Genomic DNA, 14,936 nt, shown 5'->3' on the forward strand with positions numbered 1-14,936 from the left:
ACCGCTCCCCGCCGGTCCCTCAGCGCACCCGCAGCAGCAGCACCGTCCGGCCCGGCACCGTCAGGACCGACCCCGCCCGGTGCTCCGCGCCCGGTTCCGACGCCTGCTCCTCGCGTCCGGTGTCGACGACCACCTCGTACCGCTCGGCCCACGGCGGCCCCGGCAGCACGAAGCCGACCGGTTCGTCCCCGGCGTGCAGCACGGCCAGGAAGCTGTCGTCGACGACCGGCGCACCGTCCTCGTCCCGGCCGGGGATGTCCCGGCCGGAGAGGTACATGCCGAGCGTGGCGGCCGGCGCGTACCAGTCGCCCTCGGTCATCTCCGCGCCCCGCGCCGTGAACCAGGCCAGGTCCCGCAGCCCGTCCGCGGAGTGCGCCCGCCCGGAGAAGAAGGCGCGGCGGCGCAGCACCGGGTGCCGGTGCCGCAACCCGATCAGCCGGGAGGTGAGGTCGTACAGCGCCTTCCAGGCCGGGTCGTCCAGCAGCGACCAGTCCACCCAGCCCGTCTCGTTGTCCTGGCAGTAGGCGTTGTTGTTGCCGCCCTGGGTGCGGCCCATCTCGTCCCCGGCGACCAGCATGGGCACGCCCGTGGACAGCAGCAGCGTGGTGAGCAGGTTGCGCAGCTGGCGCCGGCGCAGCGCCAGGATCCGCTCGTCGTCGGTCTCGCCCTCGGTGCCGCAGTTGAAGGACCGGTTGTCGTCCGTGCCGTCCCGGTTGCCCTCGCCGTTGGCCTCGTTGTGCTTGCGCTCGTACGACACCAGGTCGCGCAGCGTGAAACCGTCGTGCGCGGTCACGTAGTTAACCGAGGCGTACGGGCGGCGCCCGCCCCAGGCGTACAGGTCGCTGGAGCCGGACAGCCGGTAGCCCATCTCCCGCACGTCCGGCAGGGCGTGGCGCCAGAAGTCCCGCACGGTGTTGCGGTACCGGTCGTTCCACTCCGTCCACAGCGGCGGGAAGGCGCCCACCTGGTAGCCGCCCGAGCCCACGTCCCAGGGTTCGGCGATCAGCTTGACCCGGCGCAGCACCGGGTCCTGGGCGATCACCGCGAGGAACGGGGAGAGCATGTCGACGTCGTGCATGGAGCGGGCGAGGGCCGCCGCGAGGTCGAAGCGGAAGCCGTCGACGCCCATCTCGGTCACCCAGTACCGCAGCGAGTCCGTGATCAGACGCAGCACGTGCGGCTGCACCACGTGCAGGGTGTTGCCGCAGCCGGTGTAGTCGGCGTAGCGGCGGGCGTCCGGCTGGAGCCGGTAGTAGCCGCGGTTGTCGACGCCCTTCAGGGACAGCGTCGGACCCAGCTCCCCGGCCTCCGCGGTGTGGTTGTAGACCACGTCGAGGATGACCTCCAGCCCGGCCGCGTGCAGGGCGCGCACCATCCGTTTGAACTCGCCGACCTGCTGCCCGGTGGTGCCGGAGGCCGCGTAGCCGGCGTGCGGGGCGAAGTAGCCGATGGAGTTGTAGCCCCAGTAGTTGCGCAGGCCCCGGCTCAGCAGGTGGTCCTCGTGCGCGAACTGGTGCACCGGCAGCAGCTCCACCGCCGTCACCCCGAGACCCACCAGGTGCTCGATCGCCGCCGGGTGGGCGAGCCCCGCGTAGGTGCCGCGCAGTTCCTCCGGGATGCCCGGGTGGCGCCGGGTGAAGCCCTTGACGTGCAGCTCGTAGATCACCGAGTCCGCCCACGGGGTCTTCGGGCGGCGGTCGTCGGCCCAGTCGTCGTCGTCATGCACCACGACACCCTTGGGCAGGTACGGGGCGGAGTCCCGGTCGTCGCGCACCGTGTCGGCGACATGCTGGTCCGGCCAGTCACGGACGTGCCCGTACACCTCCGGCGGCAGCGCGAAGTCGCCGTCCACCGCACGGGCGTAGGGGTCCAGCAGCAGCTTCGCCGGGTTCCAGCGGGCCCCCGTCCACGGGTCCCAGCGGCCGTGCACCCGGAAGCCGTAGCGCCGGCCCGGCAGCACGCCCGGGACGAAGCCGTGCCAGATGCCGTGCGTCTGCTCGGTCAGCCGGGTCCTGCTCTCCCGGCCCCGCTCGTCGAAGAGGCACAGCTCCACGCCCTCCGCCCCGCCCGCCCACAGGGCGAAGTTGGTCCCCGCCACCCCGTCCGGACCCACCCGGAACCGGGCGCCCAGAGGGGTCGGCCGGCCCGGCCGGACGGGCACCGGGGGCGCGGACGTCGCCGGCCGCGCGCCGTTCACGACGACGGCCGGGCGCCCGTCCCCGGTGGCCCGCGCTGCGGCCACCGCCTCCTGCTCGGCTGCGCTGGACACCTGTCAGCCTCCCGCGGCTCGTGGAACGACGGTGGTCATCAGCGCGCGGCCCTCCGGTCGGCTCCGGCCGCGGCTGTCCGGCGCGTCGTTCTCCCCACAGTTCTGCCCAGAGCGTGCCTCGCACTCACGTTTCCCCGCCCGGCGGCATGGTCGTTTCCCGACCGCCGGCCCCGTCGTTGGGCAGCGCGTGAGGCACGTACAAGGGCGCGCACGGCGCGCGAGGGCCGCACTGGCCGCCGTACTGACATGGGCAGGACTGCTGACCGGGACCGTCGGGTGTACCGCGGACGGCCCACTGAGCGGGGCGTTCGGACCGCCGGCCGCCGAGGACGTCATCCGGGTGACGCCCGACGACGGCAGCAAGAACGTCCGCCCGGACCGGAAACTGCGCGTCCGGGTGACGGACGGACGGCTGGAATCGGTGAAGGTGGTGAAGTCCCAGGACGCCGAGGAGTCCCCGGTCCCGGGCCGCGTCTCCGCCGACGGACACACCTGGCGGCCCGACGACGAACGGCTGGCGCTCGCCGCCGAATACACCGTCGACGCGGTCGCCGTGGACGGCTCCGGACGCCGCTCGGCCCGCCACACCACCTTCACCACCCACGTCCCCGAGGAACGCTTCATCGGCTACGTGGCCCCCGAGAACCGCTCCACCGTCGGCACCGGCATGATCGTCTCCCTGGAGTTCAACCGGGAGATCGCCCACCGCGCCGCCGTGGAACGCGCCGTCCGCGTCACCTCCAGCCCCGCCGTCGACATCCGCCCGCACTGGTTCGGCCGCTCCCGGCTCGACTTCCGCCCCGAGCGCTACTGGAAGCCCGGCACCCGCGTCACCGTCGAGCTCGGCCTGCGCGACGTCGAGGGCGCCCCCGGCGTCTACGGCCTCCAGCAGCGGACGTTCACCTTCACCGTCGGGCGCAGCCAGGTCTCCCGGGTCGACGCCTCCCGGCACACCATGCAGGTGCGGCGGGACGGCGACCTGCTCGCCACGGTCCCGGTGACCGCCGGGGCGCCGAAGACCACCACCTACAACGGCACGATGGTCATCACCGAGATGCTCGAGGTCACCCGCATGGACAGCCGCACCGTCGGCTTCGGCGGCGAGTACGACATCCCCGACGTGCCGCACGCCATCCGCCTCACCGAGTCGGGCACCTTCCTGCACGGCAACTACTGGGCCGACCCGGACGTCTTCGGCACCACCAACGTCAGCCACGGCTGCATCGGGCTGCGCGACGTCAAGGGCGGCGGCGCGGACACCCCGGCGGGCTGGTTCTTCGACCGCAGCCTCATCGGTGACGTCGTCGAGGTGGTCAACAGCAAGGACAAGAAGGTCGCCGCCGACAACGGCCTCGGCGGCTGGAACATGGACTGGGAGGAGTGGCGCGCGGGCAGCGCGGTGAAGTGATCCCCGGCCCGCTCCCGGCCCACCCCCGCCCCGGCCCGTCCCCGGCCGCCCGGTCCCGACTGTCCCCCCGACAGTTGAAGTTGGGACTGAACGGTGACATTCGCACCCCGCCCAACGCCCCTGGCCTGGGGTTACTATGCGCCGGAGCGCGCGAGGGGCGCGCGGGGGCGCGGGTCCGGCCAGGCCCGCCGAGGGGAGAACAACGTGAACGTGGGGCCGATATCGGGGGCGTCGGTGGGCGCGGGGCGACGGGCCGGCAGAAAACTGGCCGCACTGGCACTCGGAGTGGTGCTGGCGGTCACGGCCTGCGGCGGCGGAGGCTCCGACCAGGCGGCCGGCGCGGGCGACGCGAAGGGCAAGGACTCCACCGCGGCCCGCAGCAAGCAGTCCGAGGCCGTGGTGAGCATCGCCCCCGAGGACGGTGCCGAGGACGTGAAGACCAGCGGCGCGCTGAAGGTCGGGGCCACCAAGGGCAAGCTGACGGAGGTCGTCGTCCGGGACGCCGACGGCGGCAAGATCGAGGGCGAGATATCCGCCGACGGCAGCACCTGGACGCCGTCCACCCACCTGGCCGGCTCCACCAAGTACACCGTGCACGCCGTGGCGAAGGACTCCGAGGGCCGCACCGCCGCCGAGGACGCCGACTTCACCACCCTCACGCCGAAGAACACCTTCATCGGCAACTTCACTCCCGAGGACGGCGCCAAGGTCGGCGTCGGCATGCCGTTCTCGCTGCGCTTCACCCGGGGCATCACCAACCCCGAGGACGTCGAGAAGGCCATCCGCATCACCACCGAGCCGGCCGTCGAGGTCGCGGGCCACTGGTTCGGCAACGACCGCCTCGACTTCCGTCCGGAGCACTACTGGAAGGCCGGCACCAAGGTCACCGTCGACCTCAACCTCGACGGCGTCGAAGGCCGTCCGGGGGTGTACGGCAAGCAGTCCAAGAAGGTCTCCTTCACCATCGGCCGCAGCCAGGTGTCCGTCGTCGACGCCAAGAAGCACACCATGAAGGTGAAGCGGGACGGCAAGGTCATCAAGACCATCCCCGTCACCACCGGCGCCCCCGGCACCGAGACCTGGAACGGCCAGATGGTCATCACCGAGCGGCTCAAGGTCACCCGGATGAACGGCGATACGGTCGGCTTCGGCGGCGAGTACGACATCAAGGACGTCCCGCACGCCATGCGCCTGAGCACCTCCGGCACGTTCATCCACGGCAACTACTGGGGCGGCAGCGCCTTCGGCAACTACAACGCCAGCCACGGCTGCATCGGGCTGCGCGACACCCGCGGCGGCTGGGACAAGAAGGCCCCGGGCGCCTGGTTCTACGAGAACTCGATGATCGGTGACGTGGTCGTCGTCAAGAACTCCAACGACGCCACCATCGCCCCGGACAACGGCCTCAACGGCTGGAACATGTCCTGGGAGAAGTGGAAGGCGTAGCCCGTAGCCTTCCCTCGTTCCGCGCGGCCCCGGTGCGAGCCACGGCACCGGGGCCGCGCCGTGCCGTGCGGGACACGGGCCCGGCGGGGTGTGCCCCCGGGCCAGCGGTGCCCCGGGCCCGGTGTGGCCGACCGCACCCGCCCCGGTCGCCGTTGGTCCCCGTGCTGTGCTGTCCCGGGGGCCGACCCCCGGACCCCCGGCCCGGTGTGGCCGACCGCACCCGCCCCGGTCGCCGTTGGTCCCCGTGCTGTGCTGTCCCGGGGGCCGACCCCCGGACCCCCGGCCCGGTGTGACCGACCGCACCCACCCCAGTCGCCGTTAGTCCCCGTTAACCTGCTGGCATGACCGTACATCTCGAAGTCGCGGACGGCGTCGGCACCCTGCGTCTGGACCGCCCGCCGATGAACGCGCTGGACGTGGCCACGCAGGACCGTCTGAAGGAACTCGCCGAGGAGGCCACGCGCCGCGACGACGTGCGCGCCGTGGTGATCTACGGCGGGGAGAAGGTGTTCGCGGCCGGCGCGGACATCAAGGAGATGCAGGCCATGGACCACACCGCGATGATCCTGCGCGCCCGCGGCCTGCAGGACTCCTTCACGGCCGTGGCCCGCATCCCCAAGCCGGTGGTCGCCGCGGTCACCGGCTACGCGCTGGGCGGCGGCTGCGAGCTCGCGCTCTGCGCGGACTACCGCATCGCCGGGGACAACGCCAAGCTGGGCCAGCCCGAGATCCTGCTCGGCCTCATCCCGGGCGCGGGCGGCACCCAGCGCCTCTCCCGCCTCATCGGGCCGTCCCGTGCGAAGGACCTCATCTTCACGGGCCGTCAGGTGAGGGCCGACGAGGCGCTGACGCTCGGCCTGGTGGACCGGGTGGTGCCCGCCGCCGAGGTCTACGAGCAGGCGCACGCGTGGGCTGCGAAGCTGGCCAAGGGCCCGGCGCTGGCGCTGCGTGCGGCCAAGGAGTCCGTCGACACCGGCCTGGAGACGGACATCGACACCGGCCTCGCCGTCGAACGGAACTGGTTCGCGGGCCTGTTCGCCACAGAGGACCGCGAGCGCGGCATGCGCAGCTTCGTGGAGGAGGGTCCCGGCAAGGCGAAGTTCCTGTGAAACCTCGCCCCGGGCCTTGCAATTGACACGATGTCTGATCCGGCCCCCCCGGCGGGACGGTTTGTGGGAGCCTTGGTGCACCCTAAGCCTGTCGCGTCGAGGGGGCCCGTCGATTGCCACACAGCGAGCCGTTTCCGCAGGTAGAAGCCGGTGGGAACGATCCCGAACTGCCGGTGGCATATGACGGCGGACGATTGCACTCAGGGGGCGTACGGGGGGCGTATTCCCCCGTACCGGCCCCTGGGGTGCCGGCAGGCGGCCATGATGGGGGCATGGCGGGGCTGGAGGGTCTGGGACAGCCGCGGGGAGACGGACACGCGACCGCGTCGCGCTGGTCGCCGACGGTCGAGGACGAACGAGCCCTGCGCGCACTGGAGTTGTACGGCGATCCGACGGAGTCCGAGGTGTCGCTGCCGTCGCTCCCCGAGTCCGCCGCCATCGCCCGCAGGATCACCCAGGTGGTGATCCTGCGTCACTGGGGCCTGACCGCACGCACCACCGAGGACGCCGTGTTATTGGTGTCCGAACTCGTCGGCAACGCCGTCCGCCACACCGGCGCCCGCGTGTTCGGACTGCGGATGCACCGCCGCCGAGGCCGGATCCGCGTCGAGGTGCGCGACCCCTCCCGCGGCCTGCCCTGCCTGATGCCGGTGCAGGAGCTGGACACCAGCGGGCGCGGCCTGTTCCTGGTCGACAAACTGGCCGACCGCTGGGGCGTCGACCTGCTGCCCCGCGGCAAGACCACCTGGTTCGAGATGCGGGTCGCGGAGCGCTGAGTACCGCCGTCCGCCGCCGGTACGGCACCGGTCCCCGCGGGCGCTAATCTGACCTGCGTCATCAGGACTCCGGGGGAGCCCGCGGAGCACCGAGAGAACACGACGAAGAGGGGCGGTCCGGTGGCGGACATCGAGGAAGCACGCAAGCAGTTCGAGCGGATCGACACGAACGGCGACGGGTTCATCACCGCCGCCGAGTTCAAGACGGCGCTCGCCCAGGGCGGAGACTGGAACGTCACCGAGGAGGTCGCCGAGGCGATCATCGCCTCCCGCGACCTGAACGGGGACAAGCTCCTGTCGTTCGACGAGTTCTGGATCCACCTCAGCAAGTGAGGCCCGCCGGGGCCCGGTCCACGCGCGCACCACGGCGGACCGGGCCCCGACGCGTGCCCGGACCGTGGCCCCGAACTCCGGGGCCGACGCCGGGCACCGGCCCGGCCTCCGCGGCGCCCCGCGAAGCTCAGGCCCCCTCGGCCCACTCCCTGAGGGCCGCCTCGTCGGCGAAGTCGGCGACGTTCCGGTCGAGCGGGTCGTCGGTGTACTGGTGGAAGCGCCACGCCGCCTCGACACGGGGCTCGCCCGCCGTGACGTAGTCGGCGATCCACAGGCCGTCGCCCGCCTCGGAGGTGGTGTCGACGTTGAGCCAGAAGTCCCGGTTGCAGTACAGGACGACCCGGTGGTCCGGCCCGAGCTCCTTCAGCTCGCGCAGGAAGCAGTCCTTCTCGGCGCCGCTCGCCCGGCTGCCCGCTCCCGTCGTCTCCCAGTCGACGGCCAGCACGTCACCGGGCCGCAGCGGTGCCTCGCCCAGAAAGTGCTCCGCCTGCGCGGTGAGGTCGCCGGGCCACAGGAAGTGGTAGAAGCCGACGACCAGACCGGCGTCGCGCGCCCGCTTGCTCTGGTCCGTCAGCTTCGGGCTGGTGTACGTACGGCCCTCCGTCGCCTTGACGAAGACGAAGGACAGGCCGTCGGTGTCGTAGGAGGCGGGCTGGTACGAGCTCACGTCGATGCCGTGCAGCATGCGGGCTCCCTGAGGCGTTCGTGGGGGAGGGGGAGTCCAAGGACTCCTTCCCCGCCCGGCGCCGCCGACCCGCCCCGGACGCGAAGTGACCGACTGTGACCGGGTGCGTCCGGGGATGGCCCCTCAGCATTCGATGATGTTCACCGCCAGCCCGCCCCGGGCCGTCTCCTTGTACTTGACCGACATGTCCGCGCCGGTCTCCTTCATCGTCTTGATGACCTTGTCCAGGGACACCTTGTGCGAGCCGTCGCCGCGCAGCGCCATCCGGGCCGCCGTGACCGCCTTGACCGCGGCCATGCCGTTGCGCTCGATGCACGGGATCTGCACCAGGCCGCCCACCGGGTCGCAGGTCAGGCCCAGGTTGTGCTCCATGCCGATCTCCGCCGCGTTCTCCACCTGCCACGGCGAGCCGCCCATCACCTCGGCGAGGGCGCCCGCGGCCATGGAGCAGGCGGAGCCCACCTCGCCCTGGCAGCCGACCTCGGCGCCGGAGATGGAGGCGTTCTCCTTGAAGAGCATGCCGATCGCGCCGGCCGCCAGCAGGAAGCGGACCACGCCCTCCTCGTCGGCGCCGGGCACGAAGTTGACGTAGTAGTGCAGCACGGCGGGGATGATGCCTGCCGCGCCGTTCGTCGGAGCGGTGACGACCCGGCCGCCGGCCGCGTTCTCCTCGTTCACGGCCATCGCGTAGAGGGTGATCCACTCCATGGAGAGCGCCTGCGGGTCGCCCTCCGAGCGCAGCTTGCGGGCGGTGTTCGCGGCCCGGCGGCTCACCTTCAGGCCGCCCGGCAGGATGCCCTCGCGGGACATGCCGCGCGCCACGCACGCCTGCATCACGCGCCAGATCTCCAGCAGGCCCTCGCGGATCTCCTCCTCGGTCCGCCAGGCCCGCTCGTTCTCCAGCATCAGCGCGGAGATCGACAGGCCGGTCTCCCGGGTCAGGCGCAGCAGCTCGTCACCCGTGCGGAACGGGTACTTCAGGACGGTGTCGTCCAGCTTGATGCGGTCCGCGCCGACCGCCTCCTCGTCGACGACGAAGCCGCCGCCCACCGAGTAGTACGTCTTCTCCAGCAGCGTCGCGCCCGAGGCGTCGTACGCCCACAGGGTCATGCCGTTGGCGTGGTACGGGAGCGCCTTGCGGCGGTGCAGCACCAGGTCGTCGTCGAAGGAGAAGGCGATCTCGTGCTCGCCGAGGAGGCGCAGCCGGCCGCCGTCCTTGATCTTCTCCACCCGCTCGTCGGCCGTCTCCACGTCCACCGTGCGCGGCGAGTCGCCCTCCAGGCCGAGCAGCACCGCCTTGGGCGTGCCGTGGCCGTGGCCGGTGGCGCCGAGCGAGCCGTACAGCTCGGCGCGGACGGAGGCCACCGAGCCCAGCAGGCCCTCGTTGCGCAGCCGCCGGGAGAACAGGCCGGCCGCGCGCATCGGACCGACCGTGTGCGAGCTGGACGGGCCGATGCCGATCGAGAACAGGTCGAAGACCGAGATGGCCACGGGAGGACTCCTAGGGGTTCGGCGGACGACGCTGTCCGCCGGCGGTACAGGGGGTGCGTGAGGGGCGCGTACGACGCGGGGCATCGCGCCCACCGTTTCCAGTGTGCGCGATGCCCCGGACGTTCGTACGAATCAAAGGGTACGAAACTACTTCAGACCGGGGTACAGCGGATGCTTCGCCGCGAGCGCCGTCACCCGGGCCCGCAGCGTCTCGGCGTCGTACTCGGGCTTCAGCGTCTCGGCGATCACGTCCGCGACCTCGGCGAAGTCCTCGGCGGTGAAGCCGCGGGTGGCGAGGGCGGGCGTGCCGATGCGCAGGCCGGAGGTGACCATCGGCGGACGCGGGTCGTTCGGGATCGCGTTGCGGTTGACGGTGATCCCGACCTCGTGCAGCCGGTCCTCAGCCTGCTGTCCGTCGAGCTCCGAGGCGCGCAGGTCGACCAGGACCAGGTGCACGTCCGTGCCGCCGGACAGCACGTCCACGCCGACGGCCCGGACGTCGTCCTTCACCAGGCGCTCGGCCAGGATCCGGGCGCCCTCCAGGGTGCGGCGCTGGCGGTCCTTGAACTCCTCGGAGGCGGCGACCTTGAACGCGACCGCCTTCGCGGCGACCACGTGCTCCAGCGGGCCGCCCTGCTGGCCGGGGAAGACCGCGGAGTTGATCTTCTTGGCCAGCTCGGACGTGCTGAGGATCACACCGCCGCGGGGGCCGCCGAGGGTCTTGTGGGTCGTGGTGGTGACGACGTGGGCGTGCGGCACCGGGTTGGGGTGCAGGCCCGCCGCGACCAGACCGGCGAAGTGCGCCATGTCGACCATGAGGTAGGCGCCGACCTCGTCCGCGATCCGGCGGAACGCGGCGAAGTCCAGCTGCCTCGGGTAGGCCGACCAGCCGGCCACGATCAGCTTCGGCTTCTTCTCCTTGGCGAGCCGCTCGACCTCGGCCATGTCGACGACCCCGGTGTCGTCCACGTGGTAGGCGACCACGTCGTACAGCTTGCCGGAGAAGTTGATCTTCATGCCGTGGGTCAGGTGCCCGCCGTGCGCCAGGTTCAGGCCCATGATCGTGTCACCGGGCTTGAGCAGCGCGAACATCGCGGCGGCGTTGGCCTGCGCGCCCGAGTGCGGCTGCACGTTGGCGTGCTCGGCGCCGAAGAGCTCCTTGACCCGGTCGATCGCGATCTGCTCGATCACGTCGACGTGCTCGCAGCCGCCGTAGTAGCGGCGGCCGGGGTAGCCCTCGGCGTACTTGTTGGTCAGGACGGTGCCCTGGGCCTCCATGACCGCGACCGGGGCGAAGTTCTCCGAGGCGATCATCTCGAGGGTGGACTGCTGCCGGTGCAGCTCCGCGTCGACGGCGGCGGCGACGGCCGGGTCGAGCTCGTGCAGGGGCGTGTTCAGAAGCGACATTGCGGCGACGACTCCTCAGCCCGCGATGTGGGCGTCGTACTCGGCGGCGGTCAGCAGGTCGGACGGCTCGTCGGTGATGCGCACCTTGAACAGCCAACCGCCCTCGAAGGGAGCCGAGTTGACCAGCGACGGGTCGTTCACCACGTCCTCGTTGACCGCGGTGACCTCGCCGGTGACCGGGCAGTAGAGGTCGCTGACCGACTTGGTCGACTCCAGCTCGCCGCAGGTCTCGCCCGCGGTCACCGTGTCACCGACCTCGGGGAGCTGGACGAAGACGACGTCGCCGAGCGCGTTCGCCGCGTGCTCCGTGATGCCGATCGTCGACACGCCGTCCTCGGCGTCCGACAGCCACTCGTGTTCCTTGCTGTACCGCAGGTTCTGGGGGTTGCTCATGGCCTGGATTCTCCTGTACGCGGGGGACTGCTGACGGGGGAGGGACAGCGGCGGACGCCCGTGGACGGCTGCGCGACGGCACCGGTGCGCACGCGCGGACGGCTGTCCGGAAACGCTACGACGGTGTCACTTCTGACGCTTGTAGAACGGCAGCGCCACGACCTCGTACGGCTCCTGACGGCCGCGGATGTCGACGGCGACCCCCGCGGTGCCCGGAGCGGCGTGGGCCGGGTCGACGTAGGCCATCGCGATGGGCTTGCCCAGCGTGGGCGACGGCGCACCGGAGGTGACCTCGCCGATCACCTCGTCGCCCTTGACGACCGGGTACCCGGCGCGCGGGACCCGGCGGCCCTCGGCGACCAGCCCGACCAGCACGCGGGGCGGGTTCTGCTCGGCGCGCGCGGCGGCCTCGGTCAGGGCGGCGCGGCCCACGAAGTCGCCCTCCTTCTCGAACTTCACCACCCGGCCGAACCCGGCGTCGAACGGCGTCAGCGAGCTGCTCAGCTCGTTGCCGTACAGCGGCATGCCCGCCTCCAGGCGCAGCGTGTCCCGGCAGGACAGCCCGCACGGGACCAGGCCGACGCCCTCGCCGGCCTTGGTCAGCGCCTGCCACAGTTCGACCGCGTGCTCCGGCTTCACGAACAGCTCGAAGCCGTCCTCGCCGGTGTAGCCGGTACGGGCGATCAGCGCGGGCAGACCCGCCACCGTGCCGGGCAGCCCGGAGTAGTACTTCAGGCCGTCCAGGTCGGCGTCGGTGAGGGAGGCGAGGACGGTGACGGACTCGGGGCCCTGCACGGCGAGCAGCGCGTAGGCGTCGCGGTCGTCGCGCACCTCGGCGTCGAAACCGGCCGACCGCTCCACCAGCGCGTCGAGCACCGTCTGCGCGTTGGAGGCGTTGGCGACGACCAGGTACTCCGACTCGCCGAGCCGGTAGACGATCAGGTCGTCGAGGATGCCGCCGTTCTCGTCGCAGATCATCGTGTAGCGGGCCCGGCCCTGCTTGACCGTGCCGATGTTGCCGACCAGGGCGTGGTCGAGGAGCGCGCGCGCCTGCGGACCGCTGACCGTGATCTCACCCATGTGGGAGAGGTCGAAGAGCCCGGCCCGGTTGCGGACGGCGAGGTGCTCGTCGCGTTCGGAGCCGTAGCGCAGCGGCATGTCCCAGCCGGCGAAGTCGGTCATCGTCGCGCCGAGCGCGCGATGCACGGCATCGAGCGCGGTCCGGCGGAGTTCGGTACTGCTCATCGGTAGGTCTCCCAGTGGCGATGGGGTCCCCCCGCGCCGGGGCAGCTGCTGGCGGGCCGAGGTCCTGGGGCAGCAGGACGGCGTGGGAAGGGCGAGGACGATCCTCCCCATCTGTCATCGGAACCTGAGAGGTTCGCCATGACCGCCCGCGCAGGGGACGGCGTACGGCTTGCACCTTGGGTGGAGCCACCGGAGCAGTGTCGCGGCGGCCCGCTTTTCAGATGTGCCTCGCCCGCGCGGTAACGGGGCCTGAGAGATTCAAGGGAGGGACTTGCTCCTTCGGCGCCCCGGCGTGCCACAAGTGCCGGAGACTCTCCCGCGCGGATTCAAACGGCCGGTATGCAGTTGGCGGGCTCATCATTGCACGCATTCCGGGGTCGCGGCAGGGGGACCCTTCTCAGGGGACGCGCAGGGTGCGCGCTCGGTCACAGCGAGCTGTGACCGGCCTGTTGCGGGAAACGGACGGAAACCAGTGACACCCCGCATTACCTTCTCTTCACAGCCGGCTGGGCGCGGGACTCCGGTACCCGGCCCCAGGGGAGGACACACGGTGAACAGGACCACGGCGTACGCCGGCGCGACGGGCGCCCCACCGCCCGACCGGCCGGACGTCCCGGCCCCGTCGGCCGCGGCGGGCACCACGGCCGCGGCGGGCACGACGGCCGCGGCGGTCCCGGCCCGGGTGCCCGCCCCCGCCGCCCCGCCGGCCGGGCCCGGCGGATCGCTCCCCGCGCCCGCCGTCCACGACCTGCGCGGACGCACCGGCGGCGGCCCGCACGCCCTGCTCTTCGCCCCGCGGGACGTCGTCGTGGTCACCGGACTGCCCGGCAGCGGCAAGTCCACTCTGATGCGGCGCACCGTGCGCGGGCCCCGCGTCGACTCCCAGGACACCCGCGACCGCTGGGACGCCCGGATGCCCCGCTTCCTGCCGTACGCGCTCTACCGGCCGCTGGTCCGCCTGGACCACTACGCGGGCCTGCGCCGCGCGCTGCGCACCGGCGAGGGCGTCGTCGTGCACGACTGCGGCACCCAGGCATGGGTACGCCGCTGGCTGGCCCGCGAGGCCCGCCGCCGGGGAGCACACCTGCGGCTGCTGCTCCTCGACGTCACCCCGCAACAGGCCCTGGACGGCCAGCGTGCCCGCGGCCGCGGCGTCTCGCGGTACGCCTTCCTGCGGCACCGCGCGGCGGTGGACCGGCTGCTGCGCGCGGTGCGGCGGGGCGAACCGCCCGCCGGCTGCGGCTCGGTGGTCCTGCTCGACCGGGACGCGACGGACACTCTGAGCCGGATCGGCTTCACCCGTTGACGGCGGACACCCGGCTCGACGGCGGACATCCGGCCGGACACCGGCCCGGAGTGCCGCACGGCCGGACGGCGACCGTGCGGCAGCGGTTAGCCTTTCCAGCCACAGCAGTGGTTCCAGGCAGGCGGTAGGCAGATGGACTTCCCGGCGGGCTTCTCCGCGGACTTCCCGGCACAGGCACACCCCCATCCGCACGGCGGATGGCCCGGCAACGAGCTGGAGGAGGTGCTCTCCGCCTCCCTCGGCGTCCCCTCGGCCGGCGGCCGGATCGTCGAGGTCCTGGGCCGCAGCTTCGTGTGGATACCCCTGCCGAACGGCGGCGGACCCGACAGCGGCTCCCTGGACCTGCCCACGATGGAACTCGACGGCCAGGCCTACGTGCCGGTCTTCAGCTCCGAGGAGCAGTTCCGCCAGGTGGTCGGCTCGCACATGTCGTACACCATCGCGCCCGCCGTGGAGTTCGCCCGCGGGCTGCCCCCGCAGGCCGGGATCGCCGTGAACCCGGGCGGCGTCATCGGCATCCCGCTGCCGCCCGAGGCGGTGGCCGACCTGTGCCGGAGCGGGAACACCCCGCCCGACGGCACGCCGGGCGGCGGCGGCCGGGTCCGGCTGTTCGAGCCCGACTGGCAGGACGACCCGGTGGACTTCCTCGCGGCGGCCGGCGCCGAGTTCGAGGCGCTAGGCGTGGTGCGCACCGCCCGCCGCTGCCTGGCCGCGGTCGAGACGGCCGACCCGGTGCTCTTCATCGGCGTCGAACTGACCCGGTGGGACGAGGACCCGCACACCCTGCCGACGGACGCGCTCGGCCGCGCCCTGGGTCGCACGCCGGTGAAGTGGCCGGTCAACGTGGTCCTCCTGGACGTCGCCCAGGACCCCGTCGGCGACTGGATGCGCGAGCGCGTGCGGCCCTTCTACCAGCAGCAGTAGGCCGGACCGGCCGGGACGCGCGGGTTCCGCGCCGCCCGGGCCGCGGCCCGGGCGGCCGCACGGCTGCCGGACCGCCACCGGTCCGGCCGGCACGGGGCGGCTTAAGCTAGGTTCATTGGCTGGGGCGAGGGCGTTGTACGGAGG

Annotated in this window: 13 protein-coding genes and 1 riboswitch; of the genes, 7 read left to right on the forward strand and 6 right to left on the reverse strand. The window is 72.4% G+C overall.

Annotation, left to right across the window (positions count from 1 at the left end; genetic code table 11):
• Positions 1-19: 19 nt before the first annotated feature.
• The gene (gene glgX, locus ACIRPP_RS14840; RefSeq protein WP_403641993.1) at positions 20-2,269 is read right to left on the reverse strand and encodes a glycogen debranching protein GlgX; all 2,250 of its coding nucleotides are present in this window, start codon (positions 2,267-2,269) and stop codon (positions 20-22) included.
• A gap of 187 nt (positions 2,270-2,456) precedes the next feature.
• Here glgX and ACIRPP_RS14845 point away from each other — a divergent pair, with 187 nt between their 5' ends.
• From ACIRPP_RS14845 to ACIRPP_RS14865, 5 genes are all read left to right on the forward strand, one after another.
• Positions 2,457-3,677 carry an Ig-like domain-containing protein gene (locus ACIRPP_RS14845; protein ID WP_403641995.1) on the forward strand — a complete coding sequence of 407 codons (1,221 nt, stop codon included), beginning with the start codon at positions 2,457-2,459 and terminating at the stop codon, positions 3,675-3,677.
• Positions 3,678-3,881: 204 nt separating this feature from the next.
• Positions 3,882-5,123, forward strand: a complete 1,242-nt coding sequence (locus ACIRPP_RS14850) for an Ig-like domain-containing protein (protein ID WP_403641998.1) — start codon at positions 3,882-3,884, stop codon at positions 5,121-5,123.
• Between the two features lie 341 nt (positions 5,124-5,464).
• Positions 5,465-6,232 (forward strand): enoyl-CoA hydratase/isomerase family protein, encoded by a 768-nt coding sequence (locus ACIRPP_RS14855; RefSeq protein WP_403642001.1) that lies wholly within the window; start codon positions 5,465-5,467, stop codon positions 6,230-6,232.
• A 167-nt stretch (positions 6,233-6,399) separates the two neighbouring features.
• Positions 6,400-7,008 carry an ATP-binding protein gene (locus ACIRPP_RS14860; protein ID WP_403642191.1) on the forward strand — a complete coding sequence of 203 codons (609 nt, stop codon included), beginning with the start codon at positions 6,400-6,402 and terminating at the stop codon, positions 7,006-7,008.
• A 120-nt stretch (positions 7,009-7,128) separates the two neighbouring features.
• Complete coding sequence (locus ACIRPP_RS14865) at positions 7,129-7,341, forward strand: EF-hand domain-containing protein (RefSeq protein ID WP_164332847.1); 213 nt, start codon at positions 7,129-7,131, stop codon at positions 7,339-7,341.
• A gap of 127 nt (positions 7,342-7,468) precedes the next feature.
• On the opposite strand, the gene ACIRPP_RS14870 is transcribed toward ACIRPP_RS14865, so the two are convergent.
• The 5 genes from ACIRPP_RS14870 to gcvT all read right to left on the reverse strand — a co-directional run bounded on the left by ACIRPP_RS14870 (position 7,469) and on the right by gcvT (position 12,562).
• A complete protein-coding gene (locus ACIRPP_RS14870; protein ID WP_403642004.1) occupies positions 7,469-8,026 on the reverse strand; it encodes a GH25 family lysozyme in 558 nt (185 codons plus the stop codon).
• Positions 8,027-8,149: 123 nt separating this feature from the next.
• Positions 8,150-9,517: an L-serine ammonia-lyase gene (locus ACIRPP_RS14875; protein WP_403642007.1), complete on the reverse strand. Its 1,368-nt coding sequence runs from the start codon at positions 9,515-9,517 to the stop codon at positions 8,150-8,152.
• A gap of 147 nt (positions 9,518-9,664) precedes the next feature.
• A complete protein-coding gene (gene glyA / locus ACIRPP_RS14880) occupies positions 9,665-10,924 on the reverse strand; it encodes a serine hydroxymethyltransferase (protein ID WP_403642010.1) in 1,260 nt (419 codons plus the stop codon).
• 15 nt (positions 10,925-10,939) lie between these two features.
• On the reverse strand, positions 10,940-11,317 hold the full coding sequence (gene gcvH / locus ACIRPP_RS14885) for a glycine cleavage system protein GcvH (protein WP_164332843.1): 378 nt from the start codon (positions 11,315-11,317) through the stop codon (positions 10,940-10,942).
• A 126-nt stretch (positions 11,318-11,443) separates the two neighbouring features.
• The gene (gcvT, locus tag ACIRPP_RS14890; RefSeq protein ID WP_403642013.1) at positions 11,444-12,562 is read right to left on the reverse strand and encodes a glycine cleavage system aminomethyltransferase GcvT; all 1,119 of its coding nucleotides are present in this window, start codon (positions 12,560-12,562) and stop codon (positions 11,444-11,446) included.
• A 227-nt stretch (positions 12,563-12,789) separates the two neighbouring features.
• Positions 12,790-12,891: riboswitch (glycine riboswitch) on the reverse strand.
• Between the two features lie 221 nt (positions 12,892-13,112).
• Between gcvT and ACIRPP_RS14895 the strand changes: the two genes are divergently transcribed.
• Complete coding sequence (locus ACIRPP_RS14895; protein ID WP_403642016.1) at positions 13,113-13,868, forward strand: AAA family ATPase; 756 nt, start codon at positions 13,113-13,115, stop codon at positions 13,866-13,868.
• 132 nt (positions 13,869-14,000) lie between these two features.
• A complete protein-coding gene (locus tag ACIRPP_RS14900; protein ID WP_403642019.1) occupies positions 14,001-14,792 on the forward strand; it encodes an enhanced serine sensitivity protein SseB in 792 nt (263 codons plus the stop codon).
• Positions 14,793-14,936: the final 144 nt, after the last annotated feature.

The organism is Streptomyces sp. NPDC101219 (genome assembly GCF_044767675.1).
Lineage (GTDB): Bacteria > Actinomycetota > Actinomycetes > Streptomycetales > Streptomycetaceae > Streptomyces.

Excerpts from the sequence above, each read along its gene's own strand:
- ACIRPP_RS14855 (WP_403642001.1), top strand. The coding sequence starts at position 5,465 with ATGACCGTACATCTCGAAGTCGCGGACGGCGTCGGCACCCTGCGTCTG.
- ACIRPP_RS14870 (WP_403642004.1), bottom strand. The coding sequence starts at position 8,026 with ATGCTGCACGGCATCGACGTGAGCTCGTACCAGCCCGCCTCCTACGAC.
- glyA (WP_403642010.1), bottom strand. The coding sequence starts at position 10,924 with ATGTCGCTTCTGAACACGCCCCTGCACGAGCTCGACCCGGCCGTCGCC.
- gcvH (WP_164332843.1), bottom strand. The coding sequence starts at position 11,317 with ATGAGCAACCCCCAGAACCTGCGGTACAGCAAGGAACACGAGTGGCTG.
- gcvT (WP_403642013.1), bottom strand. The coding sequence starts at position 12,562 with ATGAGCAGTACCGAACTCCGCCGGACCGCGCTCGATGCCGTGCATCGC.
- ACIRPP_RS14900 (WP_403642019.1), top strand. The coding sequence starts at position 14,001 with ATGGACTTCCCGGCGGGCTTCTCCGCGGACTTCCCGGCACAGGCACAC.